Annotated in this window: 14 protein-coding genes; 6 read left to right on the plus strand and 8 right to left on the minus strand. The window is 63.6% G+C overall.

Annotated features, from left to right (window positions below):
* The first annotated feature begins 280 nt into the window (after window positions 1-280).
* Both P1U48_RS14320 and P1U48_RS14325 read left to right on the plus strand, forming a co-directional pair.
* Window positions 281-1,447 carry an RsmB/NOP family class I SAM-dependent RNA methyltransferase gene (locus tag P1U48_RS14320; protein WP_301069827.1) on the plus strand — a complete coding sequence of 389 codons (1,167 nt, stop codon included), beginning with the start codon at window positions 281-283 and terminating at the stop codon, window positions 1,445-1,447.
* A 108-nt stretch (window positions 1,448-1,555) separates the two neighbouring features.
* Window positions 1,556-3,871, plus strand: a complete 2,316-nt coding sequence (locus P1U48_RS14325) for an ATP-binding protein (RefSeq protein ID WP_366142901.1) — start codon at window positions 1,556-1,558, stop codon at window positions 3,869-3,871.
* 5 nt (window positions 3,872-3,876) lie between these two features.
* Here the strand turns inward: P1U48_RS14325 and P1U48_RS14330 are convergent, their stop codons facing one another.
* Window positions 3,877-4,470 carry a gamma-glutamyl kinase gene (locus P1U48_RS14330; protein ID WP_301069828.1) on the minus strand — a complete coding sequence of 198 codons (594 nt, stop codon included), beginning with the start codon at window positions 4,468-4,470 and terminating at the stop codon, window positions 3,877-3,879.
* A 200-nt stretch (window positions 4,471-4,670) separates the two neighbouring features.
* On the opposite strand from P1U48_RS14330, the gene recA reads away from it, so the two are divergent.
* The 3 genes from recA to P1U48_RS14345 all read left to right on the plus strand — a co-directional run bounded on the left by recA (window position 4,671) and on the right by P1U48_RS14345 (window position 8,917).
* Entirely contained in the window at window positions 4,671-5,753 is a 1,083-nt protein-coding gene (recA, locus tag P1U48_RS14335; RefSeq protein ID WP_301069829.1) for a recombinase RecA, read from the plus strand.
* A gap of 178 nt (window positions 5,754-5,931) precedes the next feature.
* On the plus strand, window positions 5,932-8,595 hold the full coding sequence (gene alaS, locus P1U48_RS14340) for an alanine--tRNA ligase (protein ID WP_301069830.1): 2,664 nt from the start codon (window positions 5,932-5,934) through the stop codon (window positions 8,593-8,595).
* Between the two features lie 34 nt (window positions 8,596-8,629).
* On the plus strand, window positions 8,630-8,917 hold the full coding sequence (locus tag P1U48_RS14345; protein ID WP_301069831.1) for a DUF1330 domain-containing protein: 288 nt from the start codon (window positions 8,630-8,632) through the stop codon (window positions 8,915-8,917).
* A gap of 3 nt (window positions 8,918-8,920) precedes the next feature.
* Here the strand turns inward: P1U48_RS14345 and P1U48_RS14350 are convergent, their stop codons facing one another.
* The 6 genes from P1U48_RS14350 to P1U48_RS14375 all read right to left on the minus strand — a co-directional run bounded on the left by P1U48_RS14350 (window position 8,921) and on the right by P1U48_RS14375 (window position 14,474).
* The gene (locus P1U48_RS14350) at window positions 8,921-10,216 is read right to left on the minus strand and encodes a branched-chain amino acid ABC transporter permease (RefSeq protein WP_301069832.1); all 1,296 of its coding nucleotides are present in this window, start codon (window positions 10,214-10,216) and stop codon (window positions 8,921-8,923) included.
* On the minus strand, window positions 10,213-11,223 hold the full coding sequence (locus P1U48_RS14355) for a branched-chain amino acid ABC transporter permease (protein WP_301069833.1): 1,011 nt from the start codon (window positions 11,221-11,223) through the stop codon (window positions 10,213-10,215). Before P1U48_RS14355 ends, P1U48_RS14350 begins: the two co-directional genes overlap by 4 nt.
* On the minus strand, window positions 11,223-11,606 hold the full coding sequence (locus tag P1U48_RS14360; protein WP_301069834.1) for a hypothetical protein: 384 nt from the start codon (window positions 11,604-11,606) through the stop codon (window positions 11,223-11,225). The genes P1U48_RS14355 and P1U48_RS14360 overlap by 1 nt, the downstream gene beginning before the upstream one ends.
* Window positions 11,603-12,316, minus strand: a complete 714-nt coding sequence (locus P1U48_RS14365; protein WP_301069835.1) for an ABC transporter ATP-binding protein — start codon at window positions 12,314-12,316, stop codon at window positions 11,603-11,605. Before P1U48_RS14365 ends, P1U48_RS14360 begins: the two co-directional genes overlap by 4 nt.
* Before the next feature lie 59 nt (window positions 12,317-12,375).
* Window positions 12,376-13,161 carry an ABC transporter ATP-binding protein gene (locus tag P1U48_RS14370; RefSeq protein ID WP_301069837.1) on the minus strand — a complete coding sequence of 262 codons (786 nt, stop codon included), beginning with the start codon at window positions 13,159-13,161 and terminating at the stop codon, window positions 12,376-12,378.
* A gap of 119 nt (window positions 13,162-13,280) precedes the next feature.
* A complete protein-coding gene (locus P1U48_RS14375) occupies window positions 13,281-14,474 on the minus strand; it encodes an ABC transporter substrate-binding protein (protein ID WP_301069838.1) in 1,194 nt (397 codons plus the stop codon).
* A gap of 162 nt (window positions 14,475-14,636) precedes the next feature.
* Here P1U48_RS14375 and P1U48_RS14380 point away from each other — a divergent pair, with 162 nt between their 5' ends.
* Window positions 14,637-15,728 carry a PQQ-dependent sugar dehydrogenase gene (locus tag P1U48_RS14380; protein ID WP_301069840.1) on the plus strand — a complete coding sequence of 364 codons (1,092 nt, stop codon included), beginning with the start codon at window positions 14,637-14,639 and terminating at the stop codon, window positions 15,726-15,728.
* Window positions 15,729-15,743: 15 nt separating this feature from the next.
* Here P1U48_RS14380 and P1U48_RS14385 read toward each other — a convergent pair.
* On the minus strand, window positions 15,744-15,902 hold a 159-nt coding region (locus P1U48_RS14385; RefSeq protein WP_301069846.1), incomplete at its 5' end, for a helix-turn-helix domain-containing protein.

The raw sequence follows: 15,902 nt of genomic DNA on the forward strand, positions 1-15,902 counted from the left end.
GGGCGGTCCTGAATATACATCTCTTCGTTTTGCTCGGCGCGCCGCGATCCGCGAAGCGATCCGCAGCGGTCCCCGTGTGACACCAAGACAGCAAGGCAGCAAGGCAAGCGGTTTTTTCCGGGTGTCGCACTGATTGGCACCAACATAATCCAATATTTGAATTTATCAAGGTGGCATCGCGCCGGTGAACAACCCGCGCCGGGGCCGATGGATCCTCCCGCACCCCCGACAGTGACACGCTTGCGATACCCTTCGTCGCTGCGGCGCGCTATCCAGAGGCATGACACCTGATGCCCGAATCGCCGCCTCTGCTGAACTCCTCGATGAGATCGCCCTCGGGCGGCCTGCGGCGCAGGTGCTGATCAACTGGGCGCGCAGCAATCGCTATGCCGGGTCCAGCGACCGGGCAGCGGTGCGCGACCATGTCTATGACGCGCTGCGCCGCCGTCGCAGCGCCGCCGCACGCGGGGGCGGCGACACTGGCCGCGCCCTGATGATCGGGCTGCTGCGCGAGGCCGGGCGCGACCCGGAAACCGTCTTTACCGGCATTGGCCACGCCCCCGCGCCGCTGACACCAGAAGACCGCCAGCACTGGCGCGAGCCGGACAGCGACGCCGAGGCCTGCGACCTTCCCGACTGGTTGCGTCCCGAGCTTGAGCGCGGCTTTGGCGCCAATTGGCCCGATGTCGCGCTGGCGCTGCGCGACCGCGCGCCGGTCTGGCTGCGGGTGAACCCGCGCAAGGCCAATCTGGATGAGGCGGTCGCGGCACTGGCAGAGGACAGCATCACCGCTTTGCCCGAGGCCCATGTGCAAGGCGCCCTGATGGTCACCACCGGGCCCCGAAAAATCGCCACCAGCCGGGCCTATACCACTGGAATGGTTGAGATTCAGGATCTTTCCAGCCAGGCGGTGGTCGCAACGCTGCCGCTGGCTGACGGACAATCGGTTCTGGATTATTGCGCCGGCGGCGGCGGCAAGACCCTGGCCATGGCCGGGCGGGCCGCGGCGCGGTTTCACTGCCATGACGCGCTGCCGCGGCGGATGGCTGATCTGCCCGCCCGCGCGGCCCGGGCCGGGGTAGAAATCACTACCCTGGCACCCGCGGATCTGGCCGCGTCCGGCCCCTTTGATCTGGTGTTCTGCGATGCGCCCTGTTCCGGCAGCGGCTCCTGGCGTCGCGATCCGGAGGGCAAGTGGGCCCTGACTGCTGAGACCCTGGCCGAACGCACCCGGCTGCAGGACGATATCCTGAACGCCGCTGCACCGCTGGTGGCCCCGCAGGGCGTGCTGGCCTATGCGACCTGCTCGCTGCTCAGCTGCGAAAATGAGGACAGGATCGCGGCGTTTCAGGCCCGGCATCCCGAATGGCAGGCGGTGTTTTCCCGGCAACTCGACCTGTCCCGGGGCGGCGACGGCTTCTACATCGCACACTTGACCCGCAAATAACCCTGCCGATAATCGAAAAATCTGCCTGGCCCGGTCCATGTTAAGCCCGGATTAATATCTTTGCGACGAAATGATCGGGCCGAACCGTAACCAGATAGGGGGCGCGCATTGGCTGATCTGACCGGCACCATCGGGCCGCTGACCCGCCTCTCGGTCGCCCTGTCGACCCGCTTGCTGGTGTTTCCGGCGCTGGCGGTCGGATTGCTCTGCATCGCGCTGATCGTGCCGAGCCCCATGGGCGCCCTGGCGCTGTTCGTCGGGGCGGTGTCGGTTCTGGTGTCATTTTCGGTTCTGTCCATCGTCCTGCTCGTGCATCGCCAAAATGCGGCCGCGACCACCGCTGCCGTCGAATCCTTTGTCACCGACGACGCCGCCAGCTGCATCGTGACCGACAAAGAGGGCGCGGTGCGGCACTGGAATGACGCCGCCAACCGCCGCTTCGGGCCGCCACCGCCAGGCGGTCTCAACACGGCACTGACCGAGATTCTGGCACAGCCTGCGGTCACGCTGCGCCGGATGCGCCTGCGCGCCGAAGATCAGGGCGCCGCGCATGAGGATGTGGTGACCCGCTATGGTCAGGGCCGCCTGTCGGTGCACCGATTGCCCAATCAACAATTGCTGTGGAGATTTCAGGAATTTACCCCGAACCGACTGTTTCAGGACCGGCGCGATGGGGCGCTGCTGACCGTCGGGCGATCGAATTCCATCCTGCATATGAACGATGCGGCGCGGCGACTGATCCGCGGTCAGCCCAAAACGCTTGAATCGCTGTTTGGCAAGTTGCCGCTGCGCTCTGGCGAAAAGCACGAGCTGCTCGGCACCGGTGGCGAACAGTACATTCGGGTGATCGACCTGGGCGAGGTCGGCGGGCGGCGCGATTTGATGCTGCTGGAGGCCGGGCCGCCGCATGGCGAAAAAAACGTGATGGATCTGATGGAGATTCTGCCGGTGCCGTTGTTGATGATTGCCGCCGATGGCTGCATCAAATCGGCCAATGCACCGGCCCGTGACCTGCTCGGCTCCGACTGTCGGGAGGGCGCCCGACTGGCCGATCTGACCGAAGGGCTGGGCCGTTCGATCACCGATTGGCTGCGCGAGGCGGCGGCGCCGAGCCGGAGCGTGCATTCAGAATTCCTGCGCCTCAGCAATCCGGACCGCGAGACCTATGTCCAGGTGACGCTCAAGAAGATGCGGCTGGACGGGCGCGATGTGTTGATCACGGTGCTGAGCGACGCGACCGAGCTGAAGACGCTCGAGGCGCAATTCGTACAAAGCCAGAAGATGCAGGCGATTGGCCAGCTGGCGGGCGGCATCGCCCATGACTTCAACAACCTTTTGACCGCAATTTCAGGGTATTGCGACCTGATGTTGTTGCGCCGCGACCCCGGCGATCCAGATTATTCCGACCTGATCCAAGTGCATCAGAACGCCAATCGGGCCGCCTCGCTGGTTGGACAATTGCTGGCGTTTTCGCGCAAGCAGACCCTGCGCCCTGAAACCGTCGATCTGCGCGACACGCTGTCGGATCTGACCCATCTGCTGAATCGGCTGGTCGGCGAGCGGGTGACGCTCAGCCTGCGCCACGACCCGCTGTTGCAGCCGATCCAGGCAGACAAACGTCAATTGGAGCAGGTGATCATGAATCTGGTGGTGAATGCCCGCGACGCGATGTCGGAGGGGGGCGAAATCACCATCGTCACTGAAACCCTGCGCCTGACCGAGCCGCTGAAACGCGACCGGGCCGAGGTGACGCCGGGCGAATATGTTTCGGTCAAGGTGATCGACAGTGGCCACGGCATTGCCCCGGATCAGCTGAACAAGGTGTTCGAGCCGTTTTTCACCACCAAGCGCATAGGCGAGGGCACCGGGCTGGGCCTGTCCACGGTCTATGGGATCGTCAAACAGACCGGCGGCTATATCTTTGCCGACAGCACCCAGGGCAAGGGCAGTTGCTTTACCCTGTTGTTCCCGGTGCGCGAGGTCGAGTCCGAGGTGTTGATCGCCCCTGCGCCGCAGATCGACACGATCCTCACTGCGGACTCCCGCGGCGCCCGGCTGGCCCAGGGGGTGATCCTGCTGGTCGAGGACGAGACGCCAGTGCGCGCCTTTGCCAGCCAGGCCCTGCGCCTGCGCGGCTATACCGTGCTTGAGGCCGATTGTGCCGAAGCGGCGCTGCGCATCCTTGAGGACAGCGATCTCAAGGTCGATATCTTTGTCACCGATGTGGTGATGCCGGGCATGGATGGCCCCAGCTGGGTGATCAAGGCGCTGGAACAGCGCCCCGGCGTCCGGGTGGTGTTCGTATCAGGCTATGCCGAGGAAAAATTCAGCGCGGTGCAGGAGCAGATCCCGAATTCGGTGTTCCTGCCCAAGCCGTTTTCACTGACCGAGCTGACCGAGACCGTGCAGCGGCAATTGCACTGATGTGCTCAGCCGATGCTGGCATAGAGATCAAATTCCGCCGCGCATTTGCGCCGGTATTTCTCGGCCACCTTGGCGGACAGATCCATCGGCATCTCGGGCGACACGTTTTCACGCCCCAGGGCGAGCTTGGTGTCCAGCGCATTTTCCAGAAACGCGATCAGCGCCGGCTGGTCCTCATAGCGAAACAGCCGCGTCACCCGGGTGCCATTCGGTTGCGCCTCAAGGAATTTCGCCTGGCTGCCGACATCCGCATAGCCAGGCCGGTCGCCCCGGCAATAGCCGTCGACAAAATCGTCGAAACTGACCCCATGAGTCGCATTCGGCTTGCCCTCCATGAAGGGCCGCTGGCGGAATCGCCACCAGGACCCGAGCCAGGACACCGGCTCACGCATCACCGCGATCACCTCAAGCTCGGGCGCGACGAATTTCTCAAGCATCGGGCGAAAGAACCGATTGTAACGGTAAACCGGCGCATGTTTCAGCTCCGGCGGATTCTGCACCCAGATATCGGCCTGTGGCCCCAAAGCCGCTTCGATTGCGGTGGTGCCAGTCTTTGGCACCGAGAGGATAACCAGACGAGCCTTTGAAAAGACGAGCATTTTCCGTTGTTCCCGACGCAAGAGCCGCATTTGTCCGTTGTAAACTACTCCTTAACCGTGATGGACAACAGTGGAACATGGAAGAAATTGATTGAAATGTTCTTCTTTTGGACCTATTCCAATCAGAACAAGAGGCGAACATTAACGGGAATCGCCCCCGATTGCCAGCGCGCAGCGGGTGTGAAAAAAGGAAGTCAGATATGGCAACGGCAGATCTTTTGAGCATGGACAGCAAACGCGACGCGAACAAACAAAAGGCGCTGGATTCAGCGCTGGCCCAGATCGAGCGTCAGTTCGGCAAGGGCTCGATCATGAAACTGGGTGGCGACAATGTCATCAAGGATATTGAATCGACCTCGACCGGTTCTCTTGGCCTCGATATCGCCCTGGGCATCGGCGGCTTGCCGAAGGGCCGGATCATCGAGATTTACGGGCCGGAAAGCTCAGGCAAGACGACGCTGACCCTGCATTGCGTCGCCGAGGAGCAGAAAAAGGGCGGGGTCTGTGCCTTTGTCGATGCCGAACACGCGCTCGACCCGCTCTATGCCCGCAAGCTTGGCGTCGATCTGGATGAATTGTTGATTTCGCAGCCCGACACCGGCGAACAGGCGCTTGAAATCGTTGACACATTGGTGCGCTCGGGCGCGGTCAGCATGGTGGTGGTCGATTCCGTCGCCGCCCTGACCCCGAAGAGCGAGCTTGAGGGCGATATGGGCGACAGTTCGGTCGGCGTCCATGCCAGGCTGATGAGCCAGGCCATGCGCAAATTGACCGGCTCGATCTCGCGTTCGAACTGCATGGTGATCTTCATCAACCAGATCAGGATGAAGATCGGCGTGATGTTCGGCAGCCCGGAGACCACCACCGGCGGCAATGCGCTGAAATTCTATTCCTCGGTCCGGCTCGACATTCGCCGCATTGGCGCAATCAAGGACCGCGATGAGGTGGTCGGCAATGCCACCCGGGTTAAGGTGGTCAAGAACAAGGTGGCGCCGCCGTTCAAACAGGTGGAATTCGACATCATGTATGGCGAAGGCATCTCGAAAACCGGCGAATTGCTCGACCTTGGGGTCAAGGCCGGGGTGGTCGAAAAATCCGGGTCCTGGTTCTCTTACGGCGACGAACGGATTGGCCAGGGCCGTGAAAACGCCAAGACCTATCTGAAGGAAAACACCGCCATCGCCACCGAGATCGAGGACAAGATTCGCGCCTCGCACGGGCTGGAATTCGACGGCCACGGCGAGGCCGATGAGGCTGAGGACGACCCGATCCTCGACGAATGAGCCCCGGGCGCCCGGCGCCTCGGCACAGAGCCATGTGTGCACCGATGCGGTGACGATCGAACAGGGGGCGGCCATTGGCCGCCCTTTCGCATTGCCGCAGCCAGGCTTGAACCTGTGGACATGGCTGGTCCGCCTCGCTACATCGGGCAGACGCCAGCCGCGAGTGAAAGTGCCTGAAATGCAAAGCCTGAACGACATCCGGTCGACCTTTTTGAATTACTTCGCCAAACAGGGCCACCAGATCGTGCAATCCAGCCCGCTGGTGCCACGCAATGACCCGACCCTGATGTTCACCAACTCCGGTATGGTTCAGTTCAAGAACCTGTTCACCGGGGTCGAACATCGCGATTACAGCCGCGCGACCAGCGCGCAGAAATGCGTGCGCGCCGGCGGCAAACACAACGACCTGGACAATGTCGGTTATACCGCGCGTCACCATACCTTCTTTGAAATGCTTGGAAATTTCAGCTTTGGCGATTATTTCAAGGCCGAGGCGATCCCCTTTGCCTGGGAGCTGATCACCAAGGAATTGGGCATCCCCAAGGACAAGTTGCTGGTCACAGTCTATCACACCGATGACGAGGCCGCGGATATCTGGAAAAAGGTCGCCGGACTGAGCGACGACAAGATCATTCGCATCCCGACCAGTGACAATTTCTGGCAAATGGGGCCGACCGGGCCCTGTGGGCCCTGCACCGAGATCTTCTATGACCACGGCGAAAAGTTCTGGGGCGGTCCTCCGGGCAGCCCGGATGAGGATGGCGACCGGTTCATCGAAATCTGGAACGTCGTTTTCATGCAGAACGAGCAGTTCGAGGACGGTACGATGAAGGCGCTCGACATGCAGTCGATCGACACCGGCATGGGCATCGAACGGGTCGCGGCGCTGCTGCAGGGCACCAATGACAATTACGCCACCGACCTGATGCGCGCGCTGATCGAGGCCTCGGCCCACGCGACCAGCTCGGACCCGGACGGGCCGGGCAAGACCCACCATCGGGTGATCGCCGATCACCTGCGCTCGACCTCGTTCCTGATTGCCGACGGGGTGATGCCGGCCAATGACGGGCGTGGCTATGTGCTGCGCCGGATCATGCGGCGGGCAATGCGCCATGCGCATCTGCTGGGCGCGCAGGATCCGCTGATGCACCGGCTGGTGCCGGAACTGGTGCGCCAGATGGGCGAAGCCTATCCCGAGTTGCACACTGCCCAGGCGCTGATCCAGGAAACCCTGCAACAGGAAGAGATCCGCTTTCGCCAGACCCTGGACCGCGGGCTGAAGCTGCTGGACGAAGAGCTCGACCGTCTGCCCGATGGCGCCGAACTGCCCGGCACGGCGGCGTTCAAGCTCTATGACACCTTCGGGTTCCCGCTGGATCTGACCCAGGACGCACTGCGCGAACAGGGCCGCAGCGTCGATATCGCCGGATTTGATGCGGCGATGGCCGAGCAAAAGGCCAAGGCGCGGGCCGCCTGGGCCGGCACCGGCGAGGCCGCCGATGGCAAGGTCTGGTTCGATCTGGCCGAGGCGCATGGCAGCACCGAATTCCTCGGCTATGACACCGAAGAGGCCGAGGCGCAGATCCTGGCGCTGGTGGCCGAGGGTGCGAACACCGACCAGCAGAGCGCCGGCGCCAGCTGTCAGATCGTGGTGAACCAGACACCGTTCTATGCGGAATCCGGTGGCCAGGTTGGCGACACCGGCGTGATCAGCACTGAAACCGGGCAGGCGCGGATCACTGACACCAAAAAGGTGGCGGGGGTGTTCATCCACTTTGCCGAGGTGGAAAAAGGCACGATTTCAAAGGGTCAGGCGGCGAAGTTAAGCGTAGAGCATGGCCGCCGCTCGCAGATTCGTGCCAACCATTCGGCCACCCATCTGTTGCATGAAGCGCTGCGCGAGGCGCTTGGCGATCACGTTGCGCAACGTGGGTCTCTGAATGCGCCGGACCGGCTGCGTTTTGACTTCAGCCATGGCAAGGCGCTGAGCGGCGATGAAATCGCCCGCATCGAACAGGAGGTCAACGCCTTCATTCGCCAGAACACCCCGGTGGAAACCCGGATCATGACCCCGGACGACGCCCGCGCGATTGGCGCCCAGGCGCTGTTTGGCGAGAAATATGGCGATGAGGTCCGGGTGGTCTCGATGGGCCGCGCGGCCAGTGGCAAGGGCCAGGATGGCCAGACCTATTCGCTTGAACTCTGCGGCGGCACCCATGTGAAACGCACCGGCGATATCGGTGCCTTTGCCCTGACCGGCGAAAGCGCCTCTTCCGCCGGGGTGCGGCGGATCGAGGCGCTGACCGGGCAGGCGGCGCTGGATGGGCTGCGCGAGCGGGACAAATCTCTGAGCAGCATCGAGTCGCTGTTGAAGGTCGCCGGTGACGGGGTGGTGGACCGGGTCCGCGCCCTGGTCGACGAACGCAAGGCGCTGACCAACGAGCTGGCGCAGCTGCGTCGCGATCTGGCGATGGCGGGTGGTGCCGGTCCGGGCGAGGCGGCGGCGGCCGAAGATGTTGGCGGCGTCCAGTTTCTGGCCCAGGTGATGCAGGGCGTGTCGGGCAAGGACCTGCCGGCGCTGATTGATGAGCTCAAGACGCGGATCGGATCCGGGGCCGTGCTGCTGATTGCCGACAGCGATGGCAAGGCCGCGGTGGCTGCCGGGGTGACCAAGGACCTGACCGGGCGCCTGTCGGCGGTCGATCTGGTGCGCGCGGCGGTGCAGGAACTCGGCGGCAAGGGGGGCGGTGGTCGCCCGGACATGGCCCAGGGTGGCGGGCGCGACGCTGGCAATGCCGATCAGGCGATTGCCGCCGCCCGCAATGTCATCGCCCCGGCATGATCGACGCAATGTAACCGCAGGATAGGAGGGGCCGATGCCCGCACTCTGGATTGCCCATGTCACCGTCACCGACGAAGCGGCCTATGGCAAATACGCCGCCCTGGCCGGGCCCGCGATTGCCAAGCATGGCGGGCATTTCATCGCCCGCGCCGGGCGCTATGTGCAGCTTGAAGGCACCGACCGGCCACGCAATGTGGTGGCCAAGTTCCCGGATGTCGAGGCGGCGGTCGCCTGTTACAACTCGCCCGAGTATCAGGCGGCGTTGAGCCATGCCAAAGGTGCGTCCGAGCGTGAGTTGCTGGTGGTCGAAACCACCGAATAACGCTCAGCGTTCCGGAATCAGCCCACGCGGTGAGAACCGCAGCACCAGCAGCAGGATCACCCCCATGGTCAGCAGCCGCATATGCGCGGCGCTGTCCAGCAGATGGGTCTTGAGCGGCCCCTCCGCCATGCCGGAGGTCAGGGTTTGCAGGAACCACAGCCCCGCGGGTTCGACCTGCACCCAGGCGAACCAGATCAACATGCCGCCCAGAACGGCGCCGAAATTGTTGCCCGATCCGCCGACGATCACCATCACCCAGATCAGGAAGGTAAAGCGCAGCGGCTGATAGGTGCCGGGGGTCAATTGCCCGTCCAGCGTGGTCATCATCGCCCCGGCAATGCCGCAGACCGCCGAGCCCAGGATAAAGATCTGCAGATGCCGTCCGATCACGTCCTTGCCCATCGCCTCGGCGGCGACCTCATTGTCGCGGATGGCGCGCATCATCCGCCCCCAGGGCGAATGCAGCGCCCGCTGCGCCAGGAACAGCAGCAGGATCAGGACCATTGCGAACAGCACGCCGTAGATGCCCTTGACCCAGAGCGTCGAGGCGGTGACCGGATCAATGCCGATGGCCGTGGCGTTTTCGACGAAACCGGGGGTGTTCTGCAGATCGATCTCATTGGGCACCGGGCGCGGCAGGCCGATGACATTCTTGACCCCGCGCGTCAGCCAATCCTCATTCTTCATCACCGCGACGATGATTTCGGCAATCCCCAGTGTCGCAATCGCCAGGTAATCCGAGCGCAGCCCCAGCGCGGTCTTGCCGATGATCCAGGCTGCACCGGCCGCCAGCACCCCGCCAATCGGCCAGGCCAGCAGCACCGGCAGGCCAAGCCCGCCGAGAAACCCGGTGGAGGCCGGGTTCACCGCTTCGACCGCCTCGACACCGCCGTCAAACACCCAGCGGAACAGAAAGAAGCCCACGACCAGCACCGCGATCACCGCGAGGGTTCGGTGGCGGCGCAGCCGTTTCAGCACCAGTGCCGCCGCGACGATGACCCCGGCGCCGGTCGCCAGCCCGGCGAGGATGCGCAGCCCACCGGCTGACCAGGCCTCGGTCACCGGCGGATGCGCCACCAGAACCGTGGCCAGCCCACCGAGGGCGACAAAGCCCATGACCCCGATGTTGAACAGCCCGGCAAAGCCCCATTGCAGGTTCAACCCCAGCGCCATCACCGCCGATATCAGCCCCATGTTCAGGATCAACAGCGCCGAATTCCAGCTCTGCACCATGCCGGTGCCGACGATCAGCACCACGACCAGCCCGAACAGGGCCACCTTGCGCGCGGTCTCGCTCATACTGATTTCCCCCTGAACAGGCCCGTCGGGCGGAACAGCAACACGATCAGCAGGATCACGAAACTGACCGCGAATTTGTAATCGGTGGACAGCAGCTGCACCAGATTGTCCGGCGCCATCGAGTCCGGCAGCAGATAGCCCAGCACCTTCTTCCAGGCATAGGTCACCGTCACCTCGGAAAAGGCGATCAGAAAGCCACCGGCAATCGCGCCCAGCGGATTGCCCAGCCCGCCGACAATTGCACTGGCAAAGATCGGCAGCAGCAATTGGAAATAGGTGAAGGGTCTGAATGACTTGTCGAGCCCATAGAGGACCCCGGCCACGGTCGCCAGCGCCGCCACAATCAACCAGGTAACCAGCACCACCCGTTCCGGGTTGATCCCCGACAGCAGCGCCAGATCCTCGTTGTCGGAATAGGCGCGCATCGATTTACCGGTGCGGGTGCGGTTCAGGAACCAGAACAATGCGATCACCACGATGATCGCGGTGACGATTGTCAGCACCTGGGTGCTGCGCAATGCCAGCCCTTCGCTCAGCCCGGTCCATTGCTTGAACTCGCGGGCGGTGATCAGAAACCGTGCGCCATCGGCAAAGCGCTGATCCTCCGGCCCGATGATCAGCCGGACAACGCCGTTCATCACGAACATCACCCCGATCGAGACGATGACCAGGATCACCGGCTTGGCCCGGACCCGACGGTAAAAGCGATAGACCATGCGGTCGGTGGCCAGCACCAGCAATGCCGTTGCCGCGATGCCCAGCGGCAGCGCCAGCAGCGCGGTCGGCAGCGGGCCCAGCGACACGCCCATGGATTGCAGCCCCCAGGTCGCCAGAATGGTCACCATGGTGCCAAAGGCCATGGTGTCGCCATGGGCGAAATTGGAAAATCTCAGAATCCCGTAGACCAGGGTCACCCCGAGGGCGCCAATCGCCAATTGGCTGCCATAGGTGATGCCCGGCACCAGCACATAATTCAGCAGCGCCACCAGGGCGTTCAGCACATCCATCAATACAATACCTCACAGCGCATCAGATCCATCTCGGCCCCGCCATCGCCCTGGCGGATCCGCAGCGCCGATTGCGGGCCGGTCAGCGCCAGCGACTGGTGCGCGCCCTCGGCGTCGGTCCAGTTGAATGGCCCGGTACGGGCCAACCCGCGGGCCGGTCGGCCGGGGCTGTCATCGACCCAGATCGAATAATCACCACTGCCGTGGCGATCCAGCGCCTCGGGCTCGACGGCAAACCGCAACGCCCCGGTTGCCGCCGCGCAGGGCCCCAGTGCCTGACAGCGGCTGACAATGTCGCAGGTCATCTCCAGCCGCGCGCCCTCGGCCCGGAGCGGGGCAGGGGCGGCGGCAACGGCCAGCAACAGGGCAACGCGCATCCTCATCCGCCCAGAAAACTCCGCCGGACCTCGGGATCGGCGAGCAATTCCTTGCCGCTGCCGGTATGGGCATTGCCGCCCTGCACCAGAACATAGGCCTTGTCGGCAATCTCCAGCGCCTGGCGCGCGTTCTGTTCGACCATCAGCACCGGCAGACCGGTGCGCGCCACCTCGATGATCCGATCAAACAGTTCATCCATCACGATCGGGCTGACCCCGGCGGTCGGCTCATCCAGCATCAGCACTTTGGGCTCGGTCATCAGCGCCCGGCCCACCGCCACCTGCTGGCGCTGGCCGCCCGACAATTCCCCCGCCGCTTGCCGCCGCTTGTCGCGTAGGATCGGAAACAGATCATAGACCTGCTCCATCGTGGTGCGGAAATTGTCGCGGCGCAGGAATGCCCCCATCTCGAGGTTCTCCTCGACGGACAGCGAGGGAAAGACATTCGCCACCTGCGGCACGAATCCCATGCCCTTGGCCACCCGCGCCTGCGGGCTGAGTCCGGTGATATCCTCACCATCCAGCCGCACCGCGCCGCCGCGCAGCACCAGCATCCCGAACAGCGCCTTCATCGCGGTGGATTTGCCGGCGCCATTCGGCCCGACGATCACCGCGATCTCGCCGCGCTCGACCGCCACGGTGCAGTCATGCAGGATGTCCGGCCCGGAGCCATAGCCGCCGGTCATCCGCTCACCGATCAGAAACGGCTCACTCATCTGGCGCGACCCCCACCTTCATCTTGCCAAAAATATTCCCGCCGGAGGCCGCTGACATATCAACCGGCACCGGCAGTGGCCTTGTTCTTCAGACCGGTGCCAAGATAGGCCTCGATCACCCGCTCATCGGCCTTGATCTGATCCAGGCTGCCCTCGGCCAGAACCCGTCCCTCGGCCATGCAGATCACCGGATCGCAAAGCCGGTCGATGAAATCCATGTCATGTTCGATCACCACAAAGGTGTAACCGCGTTCGCGGTTCAGCCGCAGGATGGCGTCGCCAATGGTGTTCAGCAGGGTGCGGTTCACCCCGGCGCCGACCTCGTCCAGAAACACGATGCGGGCGTCGACCATCATCGTGCGGCCCAGCTCCAGCAACTTTTTCTGACCGCCGGACAGGTTGCCGGCCTTTTCATCTGCCAGATGCGAAATCGTCAGAAAATCCAGAACCTCGTCGGCCTTCGCCGTCAGCTCACGTTCTTCCGTGGCGATCCGGCCACGGTGGAACCAGGCATTCCACAGCTGTTCGCCGGATTGTCCGCCGGGCACCATCATCAAATTCTCGCGCACGCTCATCGAGGCGAATTCATGGGCGATCTGGAAGGTGCGCAGCAGGCCCTTCTGAAACAGCAGATGCGGGGCCAGCCCGGTGATGTCCTCACCTGCCATCGTCACCCGACCCGAGGTCGGCTTCAGCACACCGGCGATCACGTTGAACAGGGTGGTTTTGCCGGCCCCATTCGGGCCGATCAAGCCGGTGATCGTGCCCTCGCGGATGCTCAGGCTGGCGCCGTCCACGGCACGAAAGCCGCCGAAATGCCGGTGCACATCCTCAACAACGATCATTCATGTCCCCGCTTGATTTCGCGCTCTGCGGCGCGCTGCTCCGGGCATTGCCGCAAAAGCCACCCGGATTGTCATCAGATTCAGGCAGCCCGGGTCGATCCCGGGCCGCCTGTTTGCCGTCAGCGGTATTTCACCGTGGTGATCTTGCCACCAGTCAGGGTGATCTGGCGATAGCTGCCCGCCGATTCACCGGGTCCGATCAGCTCCACCGCGGTCGCGCCGACATAGTCGATGTCGGTGCCAGCTGCGAGCAGCTCAAGCGCCTTGGCCAGTTCACCGGGAAAGATCTTTTCACCCGGCGCATTGGCGACATCCAGGACCTTGCCTTTATAGTCCGCCGGGTCCGAGGACCCCGCCGCCTGCATCGCCAGCATGATCAGCGCCGCCGCGTCATAGCTCTCCGAGGTGAATGGCGAGGTGCTGTCGAACTTGCCATCAACCAGCGCCGTATACATCGCCGCACCTTCGCTGTCGGTGCCCGGGAGCTGTCCGGTGGAGCCATCGATTTCGGTGCCAAAGTTTTCTTCCAGCTTGGCACCGATCATCCCGTCGGGGAAATGGAAGGTGTCAAAGGCACCGGCATCCAATGCCGCCCGGACAACACCGGACCCGCCTTGGTCGACATAGCCTGCAACCACCAGACGCTCGCCACCGGCCGAGGCCAGAGCCGCGACTTCGGCGGAATAATCAGCCTTGCCGTCCTCATGCGCCGCCGAGATGGTGATCTTGCCACCCGCCGCCTCATAGGCGGACTGGAAGCTGTCGGCCAGACCCTTGCCGTAATCGGTGTTGGAATAGGTCAACGCCACCGATTTTATGCCTTCTTCCAGCAGGATATCCGCCATGATCTGACCCTGACGGGCGTCCGACGGCGAGGTGCGGAAGAACAGGCCGTTGTCCTCGGCGGTCGACAGGCCTGGCGACGTGGCCGAAGGCGAAATCATCACCATGCCGTTCGGAACCGCCGCATTGGCCAGAACCGCGCTGGTCACGCCCGAGCAATCGGCGCCCATGATCGCCTTGATCCCATCCGAGGTGATCAGACGCACGGCAGCCGCAGTTGCGGCGGCGGCGTCGACGCAGGTCGAATCTGCCCGCACTGGCGTTACCTTGGCGCCGCCCAGCAGCTTGCCGCTGTCGCTGACCTCTTTCATCGCCAGTTCGGCGCCCGCCGCCATCGACGGCGTCAGACTTTCGATCGGGCCGGTAAACCCCAGAACCACACCGATCTTGATTTCGTCGCTGTGGCTTGCGGCCAGCGCCGAGGTGGCGACAAGCGCGCTGGCCGCCGTGGCCAGTAGAAGTTTTTTCATGTCTCAATCTCCCTGATTGGAACTAGGTCCGGACCGGAGCCTATGCGCACAGAATTGAAAAGAAAAGCACCTGAGCGGTGGAACCAACGGAAACGCGGCCGACCGAGGGGGATGACCCGAACGCCAACCGGGCTATATTCGGTCCAGACCATGGGGACCATCATGCGCAATCTGATCGCCGCACTCATCATCGTTCTGGCATTGCCCGAAACCGCCCTGGCACTGGACACCTCCACCGGGCCGGTGCGGATCGAAAAGGTTGCCGACGGCCTCCGCGGCCCCTGGGCGATCGGGTTCCTGCCGGATGGTGGCGTCCTCGTCACCGAAAAGCGCGGGCGGCTTTGGCATATTCAGGACGGCCGCGCCCGGCGCGTTGCCGGTCTGCCTGAGGTTGCCGTTCAGGGGCAGGGCGGGTTGCTCGATATCCTGGTGCCGCGCGACTTTGCCGAAAGCCGCCAGATCTACCTGACCCACGCCAAACCGCAGGCGGGTGGCAGCGGCACTGCCCTGTCGGTCGGACGTCTGTCTGCCGACGGCACAAGGCTGACCGGGACGCAGGTGATTGTTGAGATGACGCCGGGATCCACCGGCGGCAAGCATTTCGGTTCGCGTCTGGTCGAGGGACGGGATGGCAAGATCTACATGAGCGTCGGCGAACGCGGTGACCGGCCCGCCGCACAGGACCTGTCGCGGCACAATGGATCCATCCTGAGGCTGAACCGCGATGGCACCGCCCCCGGAGACAACCCCTTTGTGGATCATCCCGGCGCCCAGCCCGAGATCTGGTCTTATGGCCACCGCAATCCGCAGGGCCTGGCGATGGATGCGCAGGGGCGGATCTGGGCGAACGAGCATGGCGCCCGCGGCGGCGATGAGGTCAATTTGATCGCAAAGGGCGCCAATTATGGCTGGCCGATCATCGCCTATGGCCGCCATTACTCGGGCAGCCAGATCGGTGAGGGCACAGCCAAGCCCGGGCTGGAACAGCCGGTGATGTACTGGGATCCGTCGATTGCGCCTTCGGGGATGGCATTTCACTCCGGCAAGACCCGGCAGGCCTGGCGCGACAATGCCTTTGTCGGGTCACTGAAATTTGACTATATCGCCCGCCTCGCCGGGTCGCCGCTGGCCGAGGTTGAAAGGATTGAATCCCCTGAAACCCGGCGGGTGCGTGACATTCGCGAAGGACCGGATGGCGCAATCTGGTTCCTGTCCGAGGATCGTGGCGCGCTGTACCGGATGGTGCCGGAATAACCCGCCGAAGCGCCCTTAGATCGATAGCCGCGCCGCGTGGCTGCCGCGTTCACGGTAAGGTGTGGTGTCATATTGCGCCCGGTAGCATTTGGAGAAATGCGACGGGCTGGCAAAGCCGCAGGCCAGCGCCACATTGATCACGCTCATATCGGTCTGCATCAACAGGTTGCGGGC

The organism is Pseudooceanicola sp. (assembly GCF_029213205.1).
Taxonomy (GTDB): domain Bacteria; phylum Pseudomonadota; class Alphaproteobacteria; order Rhodobacterales; family Rhodobacteraceae; genus Pseudooceanicola.